Origin of the sequence: Pseudomonas putida (genome assembly GCF_028682635.1) — a bacterium.
Lineage (GTDB): Bacteria > Pseudomonadota > Gammaproteobacteria > Pseudomonadales > Pseudomonadaceae > Aquipseudomonas > Aquipseudomonas putida_AE.
Genome location: NZ_JANHLK010000001.1, coordinates 161,358 through 181,857 on the forward strand (window position 1 = coordinate 161,358; position 20,500 = coordinate 181,857).

Genomic DNA, 20,500 nt, shown 5'->3' on the forward strand with positions numbered 1-20,500 from the left:
GGGTTTAGCGCCGGTCTTCCCCGGCATTCCGGTCGTGACGGTAATCGCTGACAGCCTCGTAAACGGCCTTGCGCAAGCGGTTGATGCCGCCGATGGGGCGATGCGCTTCAATTCCGAACCATGGGTTGAAAGACAGGTTGTCGCATTGCAGGTTCTGCGCCGGCGTGTCGAAGTCCTGGGCCGGTACCCTGACCCGCGCCACCGTCTGGAACGGCGCGTCACTCTCTTGCCATTCAATGCTGGTGTCTTCGATCGGCATGTACTTGCTCGCGTCCTGGCGCTGGATCTGCAGGACGAAGCAGGCGGGCATCCGATCGGTCGACAGCTGCTGGTACAGTGCGCTGCGCAGGAAATTCGGCAACTTCTGATTCTGCGCGGGCAGGGTGTAGGCCGGGCAGCTGTCAGGGTCAGGCATCACGCGAAACTTGGCATTGGCCTCGCCAAACTTGTAGGGCGAAACCGAAAAGTAGGTCGTGCGCGTCGGGCTTTCCGGGGCAGGGGAGAGTGTCGCCAGGGCAATGAACAGATGGCGCACCTGCCAACTGCGCGGGTCCCAGGACGGGAAGAAGGCCATGGCCTTTTTGCCGTCCGCCTGGGCGGCCACATTCTGACGATACTCGGCGACATCGCTGACAAAGAAGTTCGGATGACTGAACATCACGAAGTCCTGTTCAGCTCGATCCGCTTGGTCGTCGAGCAGCTGTTTGCCGGGCACATCGCGGAGCTTGATCGCCATGCCTCGTGCATCACGGATGCTGTCGAATTGCGGGTAGGCGTTGCCATTGGACAGGCGCAACGTCGCTTGCCAGGTCTTGCCGGGTTCGCTGAACACCCCCTGACGCAGATCGCCCGCCAATTCCGGCAACACCTGCACTTCGGCCTGCACACAGCCGTGTGCCTTGGCGTGGGCGTCACGCAGGTAACGGGTGCTTTCGCGGTGCTGGTCGACGATGCGCACCGCCGTCTGGATGATGGCCTGGGTCATCGCGGCTTCGCCGGCCGGAATCAGCTCCTGATTTGAGACCGGTCCGCGGTGTTGCCAGGCGAACCAGGCCGTGGCCACTGCCCAGCCGAGCACGCCCAGGCCCAGCAACCAGAGCAGGGTCTTGCCGAGAAAGGCGCCCAGACGCATCCATAGAAGCTTCATGGCAGTTGCGCCTCCAGGGGGCCGCCCAGCACTTTCAAATACTCCAGCAACGCCCAACGCTCTTCGGGTTGCAGCAGGCGGCCAATCACGCCGTTGCCTCTTTTGCCGGCGCGGAATTCATGGCCGCTGTTGTGATTACCGGTGATGCGGGTGTCGAACACAAAACCATTGTCGAAGGCTTCGGTGCGATAACCCAGGTGCCTCGGGTCGTACTCGAAGGTGCCTTTGTAAAAGGTGGTGGCGCGTTCGTCCTGGGGCGAAAGCAATTGGTAGATGCTCGGCACCGAACCGTTGTGCAGGAAGGGCGGCGTCGCCCATACGCCCGCCAGCGGTCGGGCCTTGTAGGCGCGCAATTCCTGGACCCCGATCGGCAGGCCGAAGCCATCCATGTCCGCGCGCTCGGCGGGCGTGATGGCGGCCTCGCGATAGGCGCGGTTGCCAACGAAAGCGGTGACGTAGGCCAGGCCCTTGGCGACCGACAGCTGGCTCAGGTCCAGGGGGTCGCTGGGGGTGGGATGCAGTTGTACGTCCAGTTGCGCCAGCTCGGCCGGGTCCCACTGCAAGGCCGTCAGGTCGAAGCGATGATCAGCGATATTGTTGGCGGCGCCAGGGTCGGTGCCGATCACGTGCACGGGCAGCATTTTCAGCTGTTGCACCGGCCGCCCCTCGCTGGGGATGACCTGCGGTACGTGGCAACCGGCGCAGTTCTGCGTGAACAGCGCACGACCCTTGGCGGCCAGCGGTTTGTCGATCACGCCTAGCAAGTCTTCCGGCCAGGCTGGCGGCTTGAGTCGTTGCAGGGTTTCTTCGATCAGGTGCAAGTCACGCACCCGCACGCTGGAGGGATAACGATCGTCGCCCTTGAATGGCTGCCCGTTGCCATCGAAAAAGTTCAGCGTGGCGCCCACGCCCAGGGCTTCACCGATATTGCGCGCCATGGGCTGCTGCGCCGAGCCATTCCACTGCACCCAGTCGAACGTCCACATGTCCCACAACTGTGGGTAGTCGACGGGGGCGTTGGCCACGCGGTAGTTGGCGGGGGAAATCGCATCGCCGAAGCTGGCATTGGCAATGCGCCCGAACGCGTCGGTGCGGCCGGGGCCTTCTTCGGTTGGGTAAAGCCCGCGATGGGTGTCGTTCCAGGCCACCTTGAGGAAGGTATCGAGGGAGCCCTTGAAGGCCTCGCGCAGAGGCTGCTTGCCGTCCTCATAGTCAGCGCCAAGGACCTTGCGGGCGAAACGTTCAAACTTCCATGGGTTGTAGTAGGTGGACACCAGGCTCGCCACCAGGGCCTGGCCGAAACTGCCGCCTTGCAGGGTGGGCACGCTGGAGGGCAACACATGCTGCGCGGCGCCGCCGTCGATACGCACGGCTTGACCCTTCAGGTGCAGCTCACCGGTATGACAGGCAGCGCAGGTAATATCCAGAAATGTATCCGCACTGCCCGGATTCTGATGCCGGGCGAAACCCGCGGGCAGGTTGCCGGGGTTGTCCGATGTGGCTTTCTGCGCGGGATCGATCAGGAAACCGAAGCGTGCGAGGTACTCGGGGGCGGCGAATCGTTGCTGCGAAAAGGGCAGTTCCAGGGCGGTGAACCAGTCGTAGCGCAAGCCCTTGACCTGGGTCCCCTGGGGCGTGAAATAGTAGCGCTGGCGCTCTTCGGCGCTCCATTGATCCAGGTAGTGCACCTGTTGCGCGGCCGCGTGGCGCGGCAGTTTCGGGTTGGCGACGTAGTACAGGACCACGGCCAGGGCCAGGGCCAACAGGGCCACAATCAGGCCCAACAAACGGAGCAAGAGGCGCACGTAGACCATCCTTGTCGATCTTTTCTTCCGTTATGCCTCAGCCCCACGTAGGCGGCAAGAGGCCATTACGCCATATGTTCGGCCTCCCTGAACGCAAGATGACAGAAGTTTCATCGTCAACAGGTCCAAATGCGTTTAAACACCTGAACTTATCGCCAGTTTGTGGCTCTCATGCCGGTAGCCATTGGTCGTGGCCGCCTGATAAGCTCGCGACTTTACTCGATTGCCCTTTAGGCGCATGAACAAGGAAATAGCATGAAACAGCATCGGTTGGCGGCGGCGGTGGCCCTGGTTAGCCTGGTACTTGCGGGTTGCGACTCGCAAACCAGCGTAGAGCTGAAAACCCCGGCGCAAAAAGCTTCCTACGGAATTGGCCTGAACATGGGCAAGAGCCTGGCTCAGGAAGGCATGGACGATCTGGACTCCAAAGCCGTCGCCCAGGGCATCGAAGATGCGGTCGGCAAGAAAGAGCAGAAGCTCAAGGATGAAGAATTGGTCGAAGCCTTCGCCGCGCTGCAAAAGCGTGCCGAAGAGCGCATGGCCAAGATGAGCGAAGAGTCGGCAGCCGCCGGCAAGAAATTCCTCGAAGAAAACGCCAAGAAAGCTGGCGTCGTGACCACCGCTTCCGGCCTGCAATACGAAGTGGAAAAGAAAGCTGATGGCGCCCAGCCTAAGCCGACTGACGTAGTGACCGTTCACTACACCGGCAAGCTGACCAACGGCACCGTTTTCGACAGCTCCGTCGAGCGCGGCAGCCCGATCGATCTGCCGGTCAGCGGTGTGATCCCGGGTTGGGTCGAAGGCCTGCAACTGATGCACGTCGGCGAGAAGTACAAGCTGTACATTCCTAGCGAACTGGCTTACGGCGCGCAAAGCCCAAGCCCGGCGATCCCGGCCAACTCGGTACTGGTGTTCGACCTGGAACTGCTGGCCATCAAGGATCCAGCAAAAGAAGACGCCGCCAAGTAATTCGCGTCTGCTTTGACAACAACGCCTCGCTCATGCGGGGCGTTGTTGCATCTGGTGCTGCATGGTAAACAAAGCGAACAGTTGCCGCATGCTGAAGTCATAGACAGTGTGGGGGCCGGCCCTAACCTTCGGCAGACCTCCAAGTCAATGAAATATTAGGATTTTTTAGATGGGCAAAAAACGCCCGATCTGAGTTAAGCCCTTATGAAACGGGCCTTTCAGCCATGAAAAGTGGCTCTGTTCACAAGGTTATCCACAATTTGTGTGGATAACATTCTTGCCGGAGGCATCATGAAAGCACCCTGGAATTTTGCTCGTTTCCTGCCCCTGGCCGGACGCCTGCTCGCCCGTGGGCGCTTGCCGACCTTGCTGTTCGCGGTGGCCAGTAAAAGTGCCAGCCAAGGCAACCGGCTCGGCAAACTCAAGGACGATCTGCGCCTGTTGCAGGCACTGTGCCTGGCCTATTGGCGCGGTGAATACCGCGCCATAAGTCCCAAGGCACTGATCTCGGTCGTCGCCGGCCTGATGTACTTTCTCAGCCCGGTCGATGCCATTCCGGATTTTCTGCCGCTGTTCGGCATGATCGACGACATCGCCGTGCTGGCCTGGCTGATGAAAGTCCTCGACGATGAACTCAACGCCTTCCGCGCCTGGCGCAAACGCCAGGTGCCGGAAAAGCTCGCCGTGGTCGAGCGCCTGCCCGATACCCCTGAGAAACTGAAGCTTCAAGGACCGAAAAAGTCCTGATTTGGTCCAGTCTGCGCCGCAGATAGATAGCCCCCGCGACCTTAGCCGCTGTTAGGATTACACTTCTAGGGAAAAGTGCCGACTCGCTAAGTGTTTTTGTCCTACGGGGTAGTCATGGATATTCAGATAATTACACGCGAAGGCGAGCCCGAATATGCGGTTCTGCCATGGGCTCAGTATCAGGCTTTACTCAAAGCAGCAGGCATCAACGAAGCACCGTCGCGTCCGGCCCCGGCGCCGCTCGCGACCACCCCGGACCCCATTCTTCCAGGTCTGGATCAACTCCGCAGTTTGCGCGAAGGGAAGGGCATCGCCATCGAGGCGCTGGCCCGCACGGTAGGCATCAGCCCGTTATACCTGGCCATGATCGAAAGTGGCGAGCGTCTGCCCGACGCCGCGATTCGCCGCAGCCTGGCCTGGGAATTGACGGTGCCAGGGTGGAGGGATGAATCGTGAGCGTACGCATCAGTCGTCAACATTGGGACGGTCTGTTAGGCGAACTGGACCAGGCGCGCCGACAGCGCCATCTCCTGACCTACCGCGCCTTGCTGGAGCGCTTGCAGCTGCCGACGCCCGCCATGCAAACCCTCACCGCCGCGCTCGAACACCTGGCCGCACTGGACGCCAAGGCCGAACAGCCACTGCGCAGCTCGTTGGTGATCAGCCAGGGCGCCAGCCGCTTGCCACGCACCGGTTTCTTTGAATGCGTCGAGCGCCTGGGCCGTTTCTCCGGCCCATCCGACGGCGTCGCCGCCGCCTCCTGGCACGCCTCGGAAGTGGTTCGCGTGTTCGAATACGAGTACCCCGAATCGGCGGAAGCCTGAGTGTTTCTCAAGCTTAAGGCACGGGCCGGCTACTGGCTGGCCCGCCGGTTGTTCCACTGGCCCTGGTTCGTGCGCCAGCCCCGCGGCTGGAGCTGGATGGAGGGGCAGTTCGCACGCATGGCGAACCTGGGCGATGTCGGCGCGCAGAGTTTCTATGGTCACATCCTGACCTTTCGTGGCGTCGGCTTGGGAGCGCGGGAAGAGGGTGTCCGCCTGTTACGTCTGGCCGCATTGGCCGGTGATGGCAAGGCAGCCTACCAAGTGGGCGTGATCAGCCTGGCTGGGAGCCCGAGCAAGGCGCCGGACCCGGCGGAAGCGGCGCGGTTCTGGGAGATGGCCGCCAAGGCCGGGCATCCGTTGGCCGAGATCAAACTTAAAGAGTTGGATGCTGGCGGTTCTTCGCAGTAATTCGTTTATTTTTCGATACACACAGGTGGCGTGAGGGAAACCTCGTGCCTCGTTGCTTTTTATTGGGCGAATTTTCTGGGTAAGGTCCTCGGAAATTTCCTTCAAGTTGTGGCGGTTTTCGTGAACTGGACGAAAAAGCGAAAAAGCGAAAAAGCGAAAAAGCGAAAAAGCGAAAAAGGCGAAAAAGGCGAAAAAGGGGACGGATTTATTTTTCCAACAAAGGGATGGGAAAATAAATCCGTCCCCTTATCACTTATCAGTCGTCCCCTTATCAGTCCATGTAAACCTGATGGCTGACTAGGCTGCCGTATTCACGTTTCTGGCCTGAGTGGGCGTTTCTAGTGTGTTGCTGGAGCTAGCGGCCAGGTGGTCCTGCCCGACCACCGCCGTGATGCGCAAACTTCTAAGTACTAATGAACGAACGCACTCAAGTCGGCGCCCAATCCATTGATTGCTTGCGTAAAATCCTCAGCCTTGATTGGCGTTGAAGCATTTTCCAGTTTGTTTCCAAATACCTTGCGCACGACTCTCGCTACCGGTTCGTTGGTTGCCGGGTCGAGCAAGACTGCCTCTACGTACAACTCGGTGTCTTGATCGCGGTGCCCGGTGACGGCACCCACGCCTCCTACCACTGCCGCTACGGGAATGATTTCATACCACTTCATGCCTTCGTTGGAGGCGTTCACGCCGGTAATGGCAGCTCTCATGACCAAAGGACGTGCATTGGGGGGCAGGGGCTGCAAGGTATTGGATACCCTGTATCGCTTTGACAATGCGCTAACAACAGCCTGGTTGGTCGTCTGTTGAAGTTGCGTGAATGCCTGCATGTTTATGCGATCCGTCGCCGTGGGCGCAGGAAACAATTCCAACCCATCGAAGTTCACCGTATCAAATGCCGCAGGACTAAAGCCTGGGGAAACCCAGCGCAGTGTCGACGCGCCTGTGGCAGAAACCGACGGCTGCAAAACATCATAACGATCCAGGTACCCAGAGTACTGGTCTACTTCAGTGACCTTGGAAGCGCAGCCATTGAGCATCATTGCGCTCATGACCAAACCAGAAAGCCAATAGCGTGATTTATCCATGTTGAGTCCTGTATTGATAAGCAGGATTGACCCTTGAAGCAGGCCTGTCCTAGAGTTCGCCGTTGGCCGGAACATCAAAATGACCGCTATTCAGCATAGTCAGGTAGGGGCGCTGCAACCGATTCATTTCTCCATGGTTTGTAGAGAGAGGGGGTAAATAACCAGGCGACACATGATGAACCGATGAAATCGGTGGTCAGTTCGAATGCAATCGCCCCGTCCCCGCCATGCTATCAATCACATGCACGCTATACCCCTGCACATTCTTCGCATGATGCTTCGCCTGCGAAGCCATCTCCGCCAACTGGCTCGCATCCAGCTGACCACATGCCTGCGGATGTAAATGCACCACCCCAATCGACAGCGACAACAAGGGAAACTCCTGGCGTACCCCCTGGCGGTTGGGGGCGGTGAAGCAGCCGGCTTCCAGGTGTTCGCTGCGGTAGAAGCGTCGGCACTGGCTGTGGAAGTCGTCGAGCAGTTGGTTTAAACGTTTGCGCCAGTCGTCCGGGCCCAGTACCAGCAGGAAGTCGTCGCCGCCGATATGGCCGACGAAGTCGCGGGAGGGGTCGATGCGGTCGTTCAGGCATTGGGCCAGGCACAGCAGGACTTCGTCGCCACGGCCGTAGCCATAGATGTCGTTGAAGGGTTTGAAGCTGTCGATGTCGACGTAACAGATCACCGATTCGCGCTGTTGTTGCAGCAGGCGTGTGAGGCATTGCTGGATGGGCACGTTGCCCGGCAGCAGGGTCAGGGGGTTGGCGTAGCGTGCTTGCTGGATTTTCAGTTCGGTGATCAGCTTGAGCACGTCGATCACCCGGCCCAGGCCCAGGTAATGGCCGTTGAGGGTGATGATGAAGTCTTCTTCGATGCGTTGCCGGGCGCGGCTGGTGATCAGTCGGCTGACCTGTTGCAGCGACTGGCTGATCTCGACGGCGAGGAAGTCGTCGCTCATCAGGCGGCTGATCGGTTTGCGGGCGAACAGGTCGGTGGCGAACGGCTTGAGCAGGGCGTCCGAGAGCGAGTGCCGATGGACGATGCCGCAGGGCTGGTCGTGCTCGTCCAGCACCGCCAGGGAGTTCAGGTTGGCTTGGCGGCGGAAGGCTTCGAGCACGGTGGCGGTCGGGGTGTTGCGGGGCACGGCGGGCTGGTCGTTGAGCAGGGCGCTGAGGTCGCTGCCGTCGTCGGCCAATGCCACTGCGCTGCTGTCGCGCCGGGGCATCAAGGTGCGGGCATCGCGCGGTGGATGCTCCTGGGGACGGCAGAGGAGATAACCCTGGACCAGGTCGATGCCCATTTCGGTCAAGACTGCCAGTTCCTCCGGCAACTCGATGCCTTCGGCGATCACCTGGGCCCGCGAGGCTTTGGCGATCTGCAGGATTGAGCCTACGAACTCGCGCTTGAGGGCATCCTGGTGGATGCCGTCGATGAAGTGGCGGTCGATCTTCACGTAGTCGGGGCGCAATTCGGACCACAGGCGCAAGCTTGAGTAACCCGCGCCCAGGTCGTCCAGGGCAATGGAAAAGCCCATGGCCCGATAATGATGCAAGGCGGTGTGCAGCAGCTGGAAGTCGTCGGTCGGGGTCTGCTCGGTGAGTTCGATCACCACCTGGTTCGGTGCGATGCCGAAATCCTGCAGCAGCTGCAAGGTGCGACCCGGCTGGTGGGCCGCTTCGAGCAATGATTCCGGGGAGACGTTGAGGAACAGTTTGCCGGGCAGCTTCTGTTCGTTGAAACGCCGGCAAGCGATCTGCCGGCAGGCGATTTCCAGTTCGCTCAGGCGACCCGCCTGGCGGGCGACGGCGAACAGGGCGACAGGAGAGTGCAACGGGCTGTTGGAGGGGCCGCGGCTCAGGGCTTCGTAGCCCAGGATGCGTCGTTCAGAGAGGCAGATGATGGGTTGGAACAGGCTGTGCAAACCGCTTTGAGCCAGTATTGAACTCAAGGCACTCAGCTGTTCGGTTGTGGTCATGGCGATCTCTGGCGAAAAAAAAGGACCGGAGCGCTCTTGGGTGCAAGAGGGCTGCCGGTCCGTTATTTCACGACAGAATGATGACTGTTTGATGACGCTCCGGGGAGCGTCAGCATTAAATTGCCATCAGCTTAGTGCTTGGCGACCGCGGTATTGAGCTTCAGGTAATCCAGGAGGATGCGCCCGGTTTCGCTCAGGTAGGCATCGTCTTCCGGCTTCGTCTTGTCGTCCTCGGCCGCGATAGCGTCTTCGTCTTCTTTCTTCAGCTCCTTGAGCGGCTCTTCGCCCTTGGCCTTGCGACGGATGTTCTCCATGGCGAGCTGCTTGGCTTCGATATCGGCGTGCTGGGCACGACGCTCGGCTTCATTGAGGCTGACGGTTTTTTCCGCCATCAGTTTCTGCGCCAGGGCCAGTTTGTCGCGGATGAACACGAACTCCGCGTCCTTGGCCGTGCGTACGTCATGCTCGGACTTGAGCTGGGTGATGTACGGTTTGAACGGGTCGAGCGCAGGCTTGATCGCCGCCTTGATGGTGTCCCACGGCATGGCTTCGGGCAGGGCGCTTTCGCCGATTTCCTTGGTGTCGATGATCGACGGGTAATCGATGTCCGGCAGTACGCCCTGATGTTGGGTGCTCTGCCCGGAAACCCGGTAGAACTTGGCCAGTGTCAGCTTGAGCTCGCCATGGTTCAGCGGCTGGATGGTCTGCACGGTGCCTTTGCCGAAGGTCTGGCCGCCGATGATCAGCGCGCGATGGTAGTCCTGCATGGCACCGGCGAAAATTTCCGAGGCCGAGGCGGACAGGCGATTGACCAGCAACGCCATCGGGCCTTTGTAGAAGGCACCCGGGTTTTCGTCTTCGAGGACATCGACGCGGCCGTCGGCGTTACGCACGAGCACGGTAGGGCCCTTGTCGATGAACAGGCTGGTCAGCTCGGTAGCTTCCTGCAAGGAGCCACCGCCATTGTTGCGCAGGTCGATGACCACGCCGTCGACCTTGTCTTTCTGCAACTCGGTCAGCAGCTTCTTGACGTCGCGGGTGGTGCTCTTGTAATCCGGATCGCCGGCACGGAAGGCCTTGAAGTCCAGGTAGAAGGCCGGGATCTCGATGACACCGAGCTTGTAGTCCTTGCCGTCCTGCTTGAGGTTGAGGACCGACTTTTTCACCGCCTGGTCTTCAAGCTTCACCGCTTCGCGGGTGATCGGCACGACCTTGCTGGTCTGGTCGTTCGGTGCATTGCTGGCCGGGATCACTTCCAGGCGCACGATGGTGCCTTTCGGACCGCGGATCAGCTTGACCACTTCGTCCAGGCGCCAGCCGACCACGTCGACCATTTCCTTGTTGCCCTGGGCTACGCCGATGATCTTGTCGGCCGGTGCGACCTGTTTGGTCTTGTCGGCAGGGCCTGCCGGCACCAGGCGCACGATTTTCACCTGGTCGTTATCGCTCTGCAACACGGCGCCGATGCCCTCGAGGGACAGGCTCATGTTGATGTCGAAGTTTTCCGCGTTATCCGGCGACAGGTAGTTGGTATGCGGGTCGTAGGACATGGCGAAGGTGTTGATGTACGCCTGGAAGATGTCTTCCGCACGGGTCTGGCCCAGGCGCGCCAGCTGGTTCTTGTAGCGCTTGGTCAGGGTTTCCTGGATCTGCTTGGAGTCCTTGCCGGCGATCTTCTGCCGCAGCACTTCGTCCTTGACGCGTTTGCGCCACAGGTCGTCGAGTTCCGCGGTGGATTTCAGCCAAGGGGCATCCTTGCGGTCGACCAGCAAGGTTTCCTTGGAGGTGAAGTCGATCTTGTCGACGCCCTTGTTCAGCTCGGCAAGGGCAAAGTCCAGACGCGCCTTGACGCGGTCCAGGTAGCGCTTGTAGATGGTGAACCCGGCGTTGAGGTCGCCGCTCTTGAGGAAGTCGTCGAACTGGGTCTTCCACTTGTCGAATTCGGCGATGTCGCTGGCCATGAAGTAGCTGCGCGACGGGTCGAGCAGTTTCAGGTAGCTGTCGTAGATGATCAGCGAGCGCGCGTCATCGAGCGGCGGCTTACTGTAGTGGTGGCGCTTGAGCAGTTCCACGACATTCAGACTGGCGATGACTTCGTCACGGTCGGGCTGAAGCTTGTCCCAGCTATTGGCTGCGAAAGTATTGCCGGACATCGGCAACAGGCCGATACCGATGAAAAGGGCGAGGGCAGTGCTGGGGAACAAACGCTTCATGTTGATTCGACGCGGGGACAATTGATAACGCATATTAGGCCGTCTTTGAAGTCGCCGGTTCCACATGGGCCGGTCGCATAATGCAAAAAGCCCGGCGCTACAGCTTCGGGCTCAGTCCAGACTCACTATGGAGGCACTGTGAAAGCATTGCAAGGCGTTGACGGTCAAGTGGTGTGGGATGAAGAGCCCAGTCCTGCGTGTGATGCGGGGCAAGTTCGGATTCGAGTGGCAGCAGCGGGTCTCAATCGCGCCGATCTGTTGCAGAAGGCAGGCCTTTATCCACCACCGCCGGGGGCCAGCCAAGTGCTTGGGCTCGAGTGTTCCGGGGTGATCAGCGAGGTGGGCCCGGGCTCGTCCTGGCAGGTGGGCGATCGGGTTTGCGCCTTGCTGGCCGGGGGCGGGATGGCCGAGGAGGTGGTGGTCGACGGGCGGCATGTGTTGCCGGTTCCCGACGAAATGTCACTGGCCGAAGCGGCCGCGCTGCCGGAAGTCTATGCCACCGTCTGGCTGAACCTGTTTCAACTGGCGGCACTCAAGCCGGGTGAAAAAGTGCTGTTGCACGCCGGAGCAAGTGGAATCGGTTCAGCTGCCATTCAGCTTTGCAAGGCGTTCGGCAATCCGTGCTGGGTCAGTGTCGGCTCTGCCGAGCGCCTGGCCTACTGTGAAGCGCTCGGCGCCCAGGGCGGCGTGGTGCGCACTGACGACCTGGACAGCCTGCGCGACCTGGGGCCGTTCGACGTCATCCTCGACCCGGTGGGCGGCAACTACGCAGCGCTGAACCTGAAACTGATGGCGGCCGATGGCCGTTGGGTGCTGATCGGCCTGATGGGGGGGCGTGAAGCGAAGCTGGACCTGGCGCAGGTGCTGGCCAAGCGCGTGCAGTTGCTGGGCTCGACCCTGCGCAGTCGTAGCGATCAGTTCAAGGCGGATCTGTTCAGGGATCTGGGCCAGCATGTCTGGCCGCTGTTTGCCGATAAACGCTTGAGCCCGCAGCTGGCAAAGGCGTTCCCGATCAAGGATGCCGAAGCGGCGTTTGCGGAGTTGGCGAGTAATACGGTGGCGGGGAAGTTGGTGTTGGTGATTGACGAGAGCCTGAGCTGATATCGGGTTGGGCCTGAAAAGATCGCAGCCTGCGGCAGCTCCTACAGGGGATCGCATTCTCCTGTAGGAGCTGCCGCAGGCTGCGATCTTTTGCTTTTACTTCCAGTTATGGATCGGCCAGCCGGATTTTTCCGCCTGTTCAAGCAACACCGGATCGGGATTGACCACATGCGGGAAATCCACCTTCAGCAGCAACGGCAAATCATTGCGTGAGTCGGAGTAGAAACTCGCGCCCTCCAGGTTCTCCTCCTCCGCATCCAGCCACTCCAGCAGCCGGGTGATCTTGCCTTCGCGATACGTCAGCGTACCGACGGTCTTGCCGGTATAGGTCCCGTGCGCCACTTCCAGCTCGATCCCGAGAATCTCGTCGATGCCCAGGCGTTCGGCAATCGGCCTCACCAAATGCGTGCCCGAGGCCGAAATCACCAGGATCCGGTCGCCGGCCTTGCGGTGGGCGGCGATGGTTTTGGTGGCGTCGCTGAAGATGATCGGTTCGATGAAATCTTCCACCCACGGGCCGACCAGGTGCTCGACTTCTGCGGGGGTACGGCCGATCAAGGGTTCCAGGCTGAAGGCCATGTAGTCCTCCATGGCCAGGTGACCCCTGCCGTAGGCGTCCATCAGTTCCTTGTCGCGACGCAGGAAGGATTCGCCGTCGACCCAGCCGAGGCGGACCATTTGCTCACTCCACAACGAGGCGCAGTCGCCGTGGATCAGGGTTTCGTCCAGATCAAAAATTGCCAGGGCCATTGGGGTTCTCTCTGAGAACAGCTGCAAGCTTCAAGCTTTAAGCTGCAAGAAGTGGATTCAGTGGTCAGCAGTCTACAACTTGAAGCTTGCAGCTTGAAACTTGCAGCTGCCTTCAAGCCACCTCACACAGGGCGGTCGGATCGATGGAAAGTGCCAGGCGCTGACCATCGGGATGCAGGTCGGACGCCGAGCGGTTCAGCACATCCACCACCAGCTCCACGCCGCGGGCTTCAATGCGGTAGCGAATCACATTGCCCAGCAGGCTGTGACTGCGCACCTGGGCGTCGAGATCGCCGTCCAGGCTCAGTTCGATGGCTTCCGGGCGAATGGCGATGCGGTGGTTGATCGGCCGTTGCAACAGCTTGGATGCGCTGGCGGCGTCCAGCAGGTTGTAGTTGCCGATGAAACCGGCGGCGAAGACGTCCACAGGTGCCGTGTACAGGGTTTCGGCGTCACCGCTTTGTACGATTTTTCCCTGGTTCATCAGGAAAATGCGATCGGACATGGTCAGCGCTTCTTCCTGGTCGTGTGTGACGAAGATCGTGGTCAGGCCCAGCTCGCGCTGGATCTGACGGATCTGTTCGCGCAGGTGCTTGCGAATCCGCGCGTCCAGGGCCGACAGCGGTTCATCCAGCAACAGCAGGCGCGGGCGGGTGACCAATGAACGAGCCAGGGCGACACGCTGGCACTGGCCGCCCGACAACTGGTGCGGGTAACGGCTGGCAAAGTCGTTCAGTTCCACCAGCTGCAACACCTCGGCGACACGCTTGTGGCTGTCGCCGGCGTTGACCTTCTGCATGCGCAGGCCAAACGCGACGTTTTGTTCCACGGTCATGTTGGGGAACAGCGCGTAACTCTGGAACACCATGCCGATCCCGCGTTTTTGCGGGCTCAACGGGACGATATCGACGCCATCGAGCAGGATCTTGCCGCCATCCACCGGCGTCAGCCCGGCGATGCAGCGCAGCAGGGTGGATTTGCCGCAACCGGACGGGCCGAGCAGGGTGACGAATTCGCCTTTGTGGATTTCGCAGTTGATGTCGTTGAACACCGTGGTGCCGGCGTAATTCTTTTGCAGATGTTGGACGCTGACATAGCTCATTCGCTTTTGTCCCTGTTCAAGATGTTGGCGATCCAGGTCAAGACCAGCACAAAGAGGAAATAGGAAATCACCAGCGCGCTGGTGAAATGACCGCTGCTGTTGCGCATGTTGTTGAGGTAGACCTGCAGGGTTTCGTAGCGGGTGCCGACGAGGATGTTGGCGAACACGAACTCACCGAACAGGAACGAGAAAGACAGCAGCAACGCCACCATCAGGCCCTTGCGCAGATTCGGCAGCACCACCAGGAACGCTGCCTGAAAAGTGCTGGCACCGAGCAGTTGGGCGGCGTCCATCAGGTCGCGCAGGTTGATCGCTTGCAGGTTGTTGGTGATGGCGCGGTACATGAACGGCAGCGCCACGGTGAAGTAGCAACCGATCAGGATCCAAGGCGTACCGACCATGGCGAACGGCCCGGAACCGTAGAGCTGCAGCAGGCCCACCGACGACACCACCGGCGGCACGGCGAAGGGCAGCAGGATCAGGATGTTCATCAGTGCATCGAGTCTGGGGAAGTGGTAATGCACCACGAACAGCAACGGCAGGATCAGTACCACCGCCAGAACCAGGGCGCCGACGCAGACCAGCAGCGACTGGCCGAAAGCGCTCAGGAACCGCGGATCGCTCCACAGTTGTACGTACCATTTGATGCTGAAACCGCTGGGCAGGATGGTGGCCGACCAACTGCTGGAAATCGAATAGATGAAGGTGCCGACCAGCGGCAGCAGCATGATGGCAAACAGCAGGTAGACCACCACCCGATGGTAGACGCCGGCAGGCCCCAGTTCAGCGCGAGACATGGTAGCTCCTCTTCAGCAGCAGTTGATGGACGATGGTCACCAGGGTCATCAACGCCACCAGCACCACGGCCAGGGCACTGGCCAGGTTCGGGTCCAGGGAAATATCACCCGAGACCATCGCGGCGATCCGGATCGTCAGCACGTTGAAGTTGCCGGTAGTCAGGGCGTACACGGTGGCATAGGCGCCGAGGGCGTTGGCCAGCAGGATCACGAAGGTACCGAGCAGCGCCGGGGTCAGCACCGGCAGGCCGATGTGCCGCCAGTACTGCCAGCCGTTGGCGCCGAGCAGCTCGGCGGATTCGCGCCAGTCTTCGCGCAGGGCGTCGAAGGCCGGGTAGAGCAGCAGCACGCCCAGGGGAATCTGGAAGTAGGTGTAGAGAATGATCAGCCCGGTTTTCGAGTACAGGTTGAAGTCCTGAATGATCCCGGCCTGCTTGAGCATGATGGTGAAGCTGCCGTTGAAGCCCAGCAGAATGATGAACGCGAAGGCCAGCGGCACACCGGAGAAGTTGCTGGTCATGTTGGCGAAGGCGTTGACGAAGTTGCGCAGCCTGGAGTCGACCCGGCGCAGGGAATAGGCACCGAGCACGGCGATGATGATGCCGAACACGCTGGACCAGAAACTGATCTCGAGGCTGTACTGGATCGCCTGCCGGTAGAACTTCGAGCTGAAGACCTTGGTGAAGTTGGCAATACCCCAACCGGACTCTTCCGATTCCAGGCTGTTGATGATGACCCATGTCAGTGGGGCGATTTCGAACACGATGAAGAACAGGGCGAAGGGCACCAGGCACAGGGCTGCCAGCCATTTGCCGCGAGTCATGGAGGTCACTTGAGCAGCTCCCGGCACACGGGTTTGTCGTGGGGTACGCCGAGCAATTCGCAGACGGTGCCGCAGAGGTCGGTCTGTTTCGGCGCCGCGTCGGCATTGAAGCTGAAGGCATCGCCGAGTACGAACAACGGCACTTCGCGTTCCTCGGGCAGCAGGCCGTTGTGGGAGCGGTCGTTGTTCATGCCGTGATCGGCGGTCACCAGCACCTGATAACCTGCGTCGAGCCAGCCTTGCAGGTAGTCGGCGAGGTAGATGTCGGCAAAGCGCGCGCTGTTGCGGTACTGCGGGGTGTCGAGGCCGTGCTTGTGTCCGGCGTCGTCGATGTTCATCGGGTGGATCAGCAGGAAATTCGGCGCGTGAATCAAGCGCAGGTTTTCCGCGTCGGCGAACAGGTGCGAGTCGGGGTAGTGATCGCTCCAGTAGAAATGCCCGTGCTGGATCGGCAGGTCGGGGTTGTCGGTATGACGATCCCGGGATGCCACGAACGGCGAACGGTTGTACAGCTCACTGACCCAGTGGTAAGCCGCCGCAGCGGTTTTCAGCCCGGCGTCGGTGGCGTAGTGATAGATGCTGCGCTGGTTGGACAGGCGCGAGACGTTGTTGTGAACGATGCCGCTGTCGATCGGCTTGACGCCGGTCAGGATGCATTCGTAGAGCGGTCGCGACAGGGCCGGCAACTCGCACTCCAGTTTGTAGAGCGCTGCGCGTCCTGCGCCGACGTAAGCCTGCAGGTGCCCCATGGCGTGACGCGCGACTTCGTAGTTGAGGCCGTCGAGCACGACCAGGATGACGTTGTGTTTCATGGGGGCAAACACTCCGGGAAACAGTAATTGGAAATTCACTCGGTCCACTGTGGGAGCGGGCTTGCTCGCGAAGGCGGGTTGACATTCGACATTGATGTCGACTGACACCCCACCTTCGCGAGCAAGCCCGCTCCCACATTTGGATCTCCATCAGATCCCCAAATGGGATCTACCGCGTCATTTCATTTCGACGATGACTTCTTCGTTCCACTTCTGCGGCAGGGCCTTGGAGGTTTTTTCCCAGGCATCCGCGTCCTTGATCGGCGTGACCTTCTTGTACTGCTCGTTCGGCAGCAGCTTGGCTTTTACGTCATCCGGCAGCGTGATGTGTTCGGCGCGGATCGGACGCGCATTGCCCTTGGCCAGGTTGATCTGGCCAGCGTCGCTGAAGATGTATTCGCGAGCTAGCTTGGCTGCGTTCGGGTGCTTGGCGTATTTGTTGATGATGGTGGTGTATCCGGAAATCACCGCGCCATCGGAAGGGATCAGCACGGTGTAGTCATCCGGGTTCGCCATCTTGGCTTTGTAGCTCAGACCGTTGAAGTCCCAGACCACGCCGACTTCGATTTCTCCTTTTTCCATGGTGGCAATCACCGGGTCGGTCATCGACAGACGACCTTGCTTGGCGATTTCGGCGAACATCAGCAGGGCGGGCTCAATGTTTTTCTCATCGCCACCGTTGGCCAGCGCGGCGGACAGAACGCCGTTCGCTGCTTGGGCCGAGCTGCTGACGTCGCCAATGGACACTTTGTACTTGCCGTTTTTAAGGTCGGCCCATTTGGTCGGTGCATCCGAACCGTGCAGCAGCTTGTTGTTAATGATGAAGGCAATGGTGCCGGTATAGGCCAGTGCCCAGTTGCCATCCTTATCCTTCGCCCAGCTCGGGATCTGGTCCCAGGTGCTTGGCTTGTAAGGTTGGACAACCTCTTGTTTGACCGCAATCGGACCAAACGCAGCACCAACATCGCCGATGTCCGCGGTGGAATTGTCTTTTTCCGCTTTGAACTTGGCGATTTCCTGAGCCGAACTCATATCCGTGTCGATGTGTTTCAGGCCGTAGTTCTTGGCCAGATCATCCCAAGTGCCTTTCCAGTTGGCCCAGTTGTCGGGCATGCCGACACTGTTGACCTCACCTTCCGCTTTCGCAGCGGCCTCGAGAGTTTTCAAATCATCAGCCGCCATGGCGGCGGTGCACATGGCAATGGTCGAGCCTAACAGTGATGCCAGGAAAAGCTGTTTCATTCCGAAGCTCCTATGGGCGTTTTCAACGCTGCGATTGCGATTGTGTTGGTCTAGGTCAGCAATACCTGAGCCAATCTAAGGCGGCTCGATGACACTTTGATGTCGTTCGTCGCCCCGACGGACGTTTATTTGCCCGGTATCGGCGGGTGCCAAGTAAGCGTAGACCATGGGCGAAGCCCCATAACACAAGGGACTTGGCCGATGTCTTGCACGTTGTCGGGATGACCGTCGGGCGGCTGTGTCATCTCTCGGTCATCTGCATTGCCTACGCTTGCAGGATCTTGAAAGAACCGTTTTTTCCAGCGGTTGCGCCCCGAAAGTGTGCTGGTCTAGTCCAGATAGGTAACGTTGATGCGCGATGAGGCAACAAAAGCGGTGACAGCCATAGGCCAGGTGCTTCAGGAGCAGCTCGATAAGGGGCTGTTGGCGCCTGGGAGCAAGTTGCCAGCCGAACGCAAGCTCAGTGAGTTGTTTGGGACGACCCGGATTACCGTGCGCGAGGCATTGCTGCAGCTCGAAGCCCAAGGCCAGATCTATCGCGAGGAGCGTCGTGGCTGGTTCGTGTCGCCGCCGCGCCTGGCCTACAACCTCATGCAGCGCAGTCACTTCCACGCCATGGTCAGCGCCCAGGGGCGGGTGCCGTCCACCGAGGTCATTTCGGCGCGATTGTTGCCGGCATCGGCGGCGATCTGTGCCTGGTTACAGCTGCCGGCGTTGTCGAGCGTGATTCAGGTCTGTCGTTCGCGGCGTATCGATGGGCGACTGGTGCTGTACGTGGAGCACTATCTGAATCCGCAGTATTTTCCGGGGATTCTGGATTTCGACCTGAATCAGTCGATCACCGAGCTGTATGCGCGGCACTACGACCTGCACTACGGGCGGGTGCGCTTCGAGATCGTGCCGACGGCATTGTCGGCAGACGCGGCGGCCGCTTTAAGGGTGTCGGTGGGCAGTCCCGGATTGCGCATCGCCCGGGTCAATTACGATCAGCACGGGCGGCTGATCGATTGTGACCTGGAGTTCTGGCGCCATGATGCGATTCATGTCGGGGTCGATGTGGCCTGAACCGGGCCACCGCGGGCTTCGCAGCCTTATCCGAAACGGTAGATGTCCATGCCCAGCGCGCCCAGGGTGAACCCTTGGTGGGCGATGCTGAACTGCCCCCCGGCACTGCGGGCAAAGTACAACGGCAGCAAGTGTTCATCGCTGGGATGGTTGCGCACGGCGTTCGGTGCCTGCCGGCGATAGTCGTGCAGGGCGGCCTCATCCTTTGCCGCGAGCTTGTCGATCATCCAGTCGCGAAATTCCCGGGCCCAGGGTTCGACACTCTCCGGGCCGGCATGCCAGTCCAGCTCTCGCAGGTTGTGGGTGATGCTGCCGGAACCGATCAACAGCACACCCTGTTCGCGCAAGCCGGCCAACGCCTGGCCCACACGGGCCTGCAAGGCCGGGCCGCCTCGAGTAGGCAGTGAAACCTGGACAATCGGGATGTCGGCCTGGGGATACATCAACGACAGCGGCACCCAGACGCCATGGTCGAACGGTCGTGTGCTGTCGATGCGGGCGGGAAGGGCACTGGCGCGCAACAGTTCGACCACCTGTTCGGCCAGCCCGGGGTTACCAGGAGCCGGATATTGCACCTCGAACAAAGCCTTTGGAAAACCGCCGAAGTCATGCCAGGTGTCCGGCTGCGGGTTGCCGCCCACCAGCAGTTCATCGCTTTCCCAGTGTGCGGAGACAATCACGATGGCATCCGGCCTGGGCATCTCTGCGGCCAGGCGAGCCAGGGCCGGTCCGCTGGCGCCCGGTTCCAGGGCCAGCATCGGCGAACCATGGGATATGTACAGGCTGGGGAACATGGATGAGCTCCTGGGAGTTAAGATGGCGTCATCTTCTGTCAGATCATTGATCTAAATCTAATATAAGTTTTAGGGTGTTTTGATCGAATTTTCGGGGTTATTTATGCAGCCGGAGTTTTGGCACAAGAAGTGGGCGTCGAATCAGATTGGCTTTCACTTGCCGCAAGTTAATCCTTATCTGCAACGGTTTTGGCCGCAGTTGGGTGTGGAGGACGGCGCTCGCGTGCTGGTGCCGTTGTGCGGCAAGAGCCTGGATTTGTTGTGGCTCGCCCGCGAAGGCCATGAGGTGTTGGGCATCGAGTTGTCGGAGAAGGCCATCGAGGACTTCTTCAATGAGCACCATTTCGACCCTGATGTCAGTGAGCAGGGCCCGTTCAAGGTCTATCGGGCTGGCTCGATCGAGCTGTGGTGCGGTGACTTTTTCGACCTGACGGCTGGTGATGTGGCCGATTGCGCCGCTGTTTACGACCGCGCCGCGCTGATTGCGCTGCCGCCGCCCATGCGTGAGCAATACGCCGCGCACCTGACGCGGATTGTGCCGAAGGATGCGCTTGGGTTGTTGATCACGCTGGATTACGACCAGGCGCAGATGCCCGGTCCGCCGTTTGCCGTGCTCGATGAAGAGGTGCAGCGGTTGTTCGGTGCTGCGTGGACACTAAAAATCCTCGAAGACCAGGATGTACTGAGCGAGAGCGGGAAGTTTCTGGAGGCAGGCGTTACGCGGCTTGAGGAGCGGGTGTATCGGGTTTCCAGCTGATAGGTTGTACCGCCAGTGCCGGCCCCTTCGCGAGCAAGCCCGCTCCCACAGGAGACCTCATTCATCTTGATTACTCGGTCAACTGTG

21 protein-coding genes are annotated in these 20,500 nt (G+C 60.2%); 9 read left to right on the top strand and 12 right to left on the bottom strand.

All coding sequences use genetic code 11. From position 1 onward, the window contains the following. Positions 1-4: 4 nt before the first annotated feature. Positions 5-1,147, bottom strand: a complete 1,143-nt coding sequence (locus tag NPS56_RS00795; RefSeq protein ID WP_274073021.1) for a catalase family protein — start codon at positions 1,145-1,147, stop codon at positions 5-7. After that, positions 1,144-2,952 carry a di-heme-cytochrome C peroxidase gene (locus tag NPS56_RS00800; protein ID WP_274073022.1) on the bottom strand — a complete coding sequence of 603 codons (1,809 nt, stop codon included), beginning with the start codon at positions 2,950-2,952 and terminating at the stop codon, positions 1,144-1,146. The genes NPS56_RS00795 and NPS56_RS00800 overlap by 4 nt, the downstream gene beginning before the upstream one ends. Positions 2,953-3,207: 255 nt before the next feature. On the opposite strand from NPS56_RS00800, the gene NPS56_RS00805 reads away from it, so the two are divergent. The 6 genes from NPS56_RS00805 (at position 3,208) to NPS56_RS00830 (ending at position 6,197) form a co-directional block, all read left to right on the top strand. Next, complete coding sequence (locus NPS56_RS00805; protein ID WP_008060887.1) at positions 3,208-3,921, top strand: FKBP-type peptidyl-prolyl cis-trans isomerase; 714 nt, start codon at positions 3,208-3,210, stop codon at positions 3,919-3,921. 291 nt (positions 3,922-4,212) lie between these two features. Beyond that, entirely contained in the window at positions 4,213-4,668 is a 456-nt protein-coding gene (locus tag NPS56_RS00810) for a YkvA family protein (RefSeq protein WP_274073023.1), read from the top strand. 114 nt (positions 4,669-4,782) lie between these two features. Beyond that, entirely contained in the window at positions 4,783-5,124 is a 342-nt protein-coding gene (locus NPS56_RS00815) for a helix-turn-helix domain-containing protein (protein WP_274073024.1), read from the top strand. After that, positions 5,121-5,492, top strand: coding sequence for a hypothetical protein (locus NPS56_RS00820; protein WP_003223109.1), 372 nt, complete (start codon positions 5,121-5,123; stop codon positions 5,490-5,492). The genes NPS56_RS00815 and NPS56_RS00820 overlap by 4 nt, the downstream gene beginning before the upstream one ends. After that, complete coding sequence (locus NPS56_RS00825) at positions 5,493-5,900, top strand: sel1 repeat family protein (RefSeq protein ID WP_274073025.1); 408 nt, start codon at positions 5,493-5,495, stop codon at positions 5,898-5,900. A 120-nt stretch (positions 5,901-6,020) separates the two neighbouring features. Next, positions 6,021-6,197, top strand: coding sequence for a hypothetical protein (locus NPS56_RS00830; RefSeq protein WP_274073026.1), 177 nt, complete (start codon positions 6,021-6,023; stop codon positions 6,195-6,197). A gap of 113 nt (positions 6,198-6,310) precedes the next feature. Here NPS56_RS00830 and NPS56_RS00835 read toward each other — a convergent pair whose 3' ends face one another. From NPS56_RS00835 to NPS56_RS00845, 3 genes are all read right to left on the bottom strand, one after another. Further along, positions 6,311-6,985 carry a DUF3313 domain-containing protein gene (locus tag NPS56_RS00835; RefSeq protein ID WP_274073027.1) on the bottom strand — a complete coding sequence of 225 codons (675 nt, stop codon included), beginning with the start codon at positions 6,983-6,985 and terminating at the stop codon, positions 6,311-6,313. Between the two features lie 196 nt (positions 6,986-7,181). After that, a complete protein-coding gene (locus tag NPS56_RS00840; protein WP_274073028.1) occupies positions 7,182-8,957 on the bottom strand; it encodes a bifunctional diguanylate cyclase/phosphodiesterase in 1,776 nt (591 codons plus the stop codon). A gap of 131 nt (positions 8,958-9,088) precedes the next feature. Further along, the gene (locus NPS56_RS00845; RefSeq protein ID WP_274073029.1) at positions 9,089-11,170 is read right to left on the bottom strand and encodes a carboxy terminal-processing peptidase; all 2,082 of its coding nucleotides are present in this window, start codon (positions 11,168-11,170) and stop codon (positions 9,089-9,091) included. Between the two features lie 138 nt (positions 11,171-11,308). Between NPS56_RS00845 and NPS56_RS00850 the strand changes: the two genes are divergently transcribed. Further along, complete coding sequence (locus NPS56_RS00850; RefSeq protein WP_274073030.1) at positions 11,309-12,271, top strand: NAD(P)H-quinone oxidoreductase; 963 nt, start codon at positions 11,309-11,311, stop codon at positions 12,269-12,271. 96 nt (positions 12,272-12,367) lie between these two features. On the opposite strand, the gene NPS56_RS00855 is transcribed toward NPS56_RS00850, so the two are convergent. From NPS56_RS00855 to NPS56_RS00880, 6 genes are all read right to left on the bottom strand, one after another. Beyond that, complete coding sequence (locus NPS56_RS00855) at positions 12,368-13,021, bottom strand: HAD family hydrolase (protein WP_274073031.1); 654 nt, start codon at positions 13,019-13,021, stop codon at positions 12,368-12,370. A gap of 112 nt (positions 13,022-13,133) precedes the next feature. Continuing rightward, a complete protein-coding gene (locus NPS56_RS00860) occupies positions 13,134-14,123 on the bottom strand; it encodes an ABC transporter ATP-binding protein (RefSeq protein WP_274073032.1) in 990 nt (329 codons plus the stop codon). Then, positions 14,120-14,920, bottom strand: coding sequence for an ABC transporter permease (locus tag NPS56_RS00865; RefSeq protein WP_274073033.1), 801 nt, complete (start codon positions 14,918-14,920; stop codon positions 14,120-14,122). The genes NPS56_RS00860 and NPS56_RS00865 overlap by 4 nt, the downstream gene beginning before the upstream one ends. Beyond that, on the bottom strand, positions 14,907-15,743 hold the full coding sequence (locus NPS56_RS00870) for an ABC transporter permease (RefSeq protein ID WP_274073283.1): 837 nt from the start codon (positions 15,741-15,743) through the stop codon (positions 14,907-14,909). Before NPS56_RS00870 ends, NPS56_RS00865 begins: the two co-directional genes overlap by 14 nt. Before the next feature lie 5 nt (positions 15,744-15,748). Beyond that, a complete protein-coding gene (locus NPS56_RS00875; RefSeq protein WP_274073034.1) occupies positions 15,749-16,555 on the bottom strand; it encodes an alkaline phosphatase family protein in 807 nt (268 codons plus the stop codon). 177 nt (positions 16,556-16,732) lie between these two features. Further along, positions 16,733-17,797 carry an ABC transporter substrate-binding protein gene (locus NPS56_RS00880; RefSeq protein WP_274073035.1) on the bottom strand — a complete coding sequence of 355 codons (1,065 nt, stop codon included), beginning with the start codon at positions 17,795-17,797 and terminating at the stop codon, positions 16,733-16,735. A 351-nt stretch (positions 17,798-18,148) separates the two neighbouring features. Here NPS56_RS00880 and phnR point away from each other — a divergent pair, with 351 nt between their 5' ends. Further along, positions 18,149-18,862, top strand: coding sequence for a phosphonate utilization transcriptional regulator PhnR (gene phnR, locus NPS56_RS00885; protein WP_274073036.1), 714 nt, complete (start codon positions 18,149-18,151; stop codon positions 18,860-18,862). A gap of 26 nt (positions 18,863-18,888) precedes the next feature. Here phnR and NPS56_RS00890 read toward each other — a convergent pair whose 3' ends face one another. Further along, entirely contained in the window at positions 18,889-19,656 is a 768-nt protein-coding gene (locus NPS56_RS00890; protein WP_274073037.1) for a DODA-type extradiol aromatic ring-opening family dioxygenase, read from the bottom strand. A gap of 103 nt (positions 19,657-19,759) precedes the next feature. On the opposite strand from NPS56_RS00890, the gene NPS56_RS00895 reads away from it, so the two are divergent. After that, entirely contained in the window at positions 19,760-20,413 is a 654-nt protein-coding gene (locus NPS56_RS00895; protein WP_274073038.1) for a thiopurine S-methyltransferase, read from the top strand. Positions 20,414-20,500: the final 87 nt, after the last annotated feature.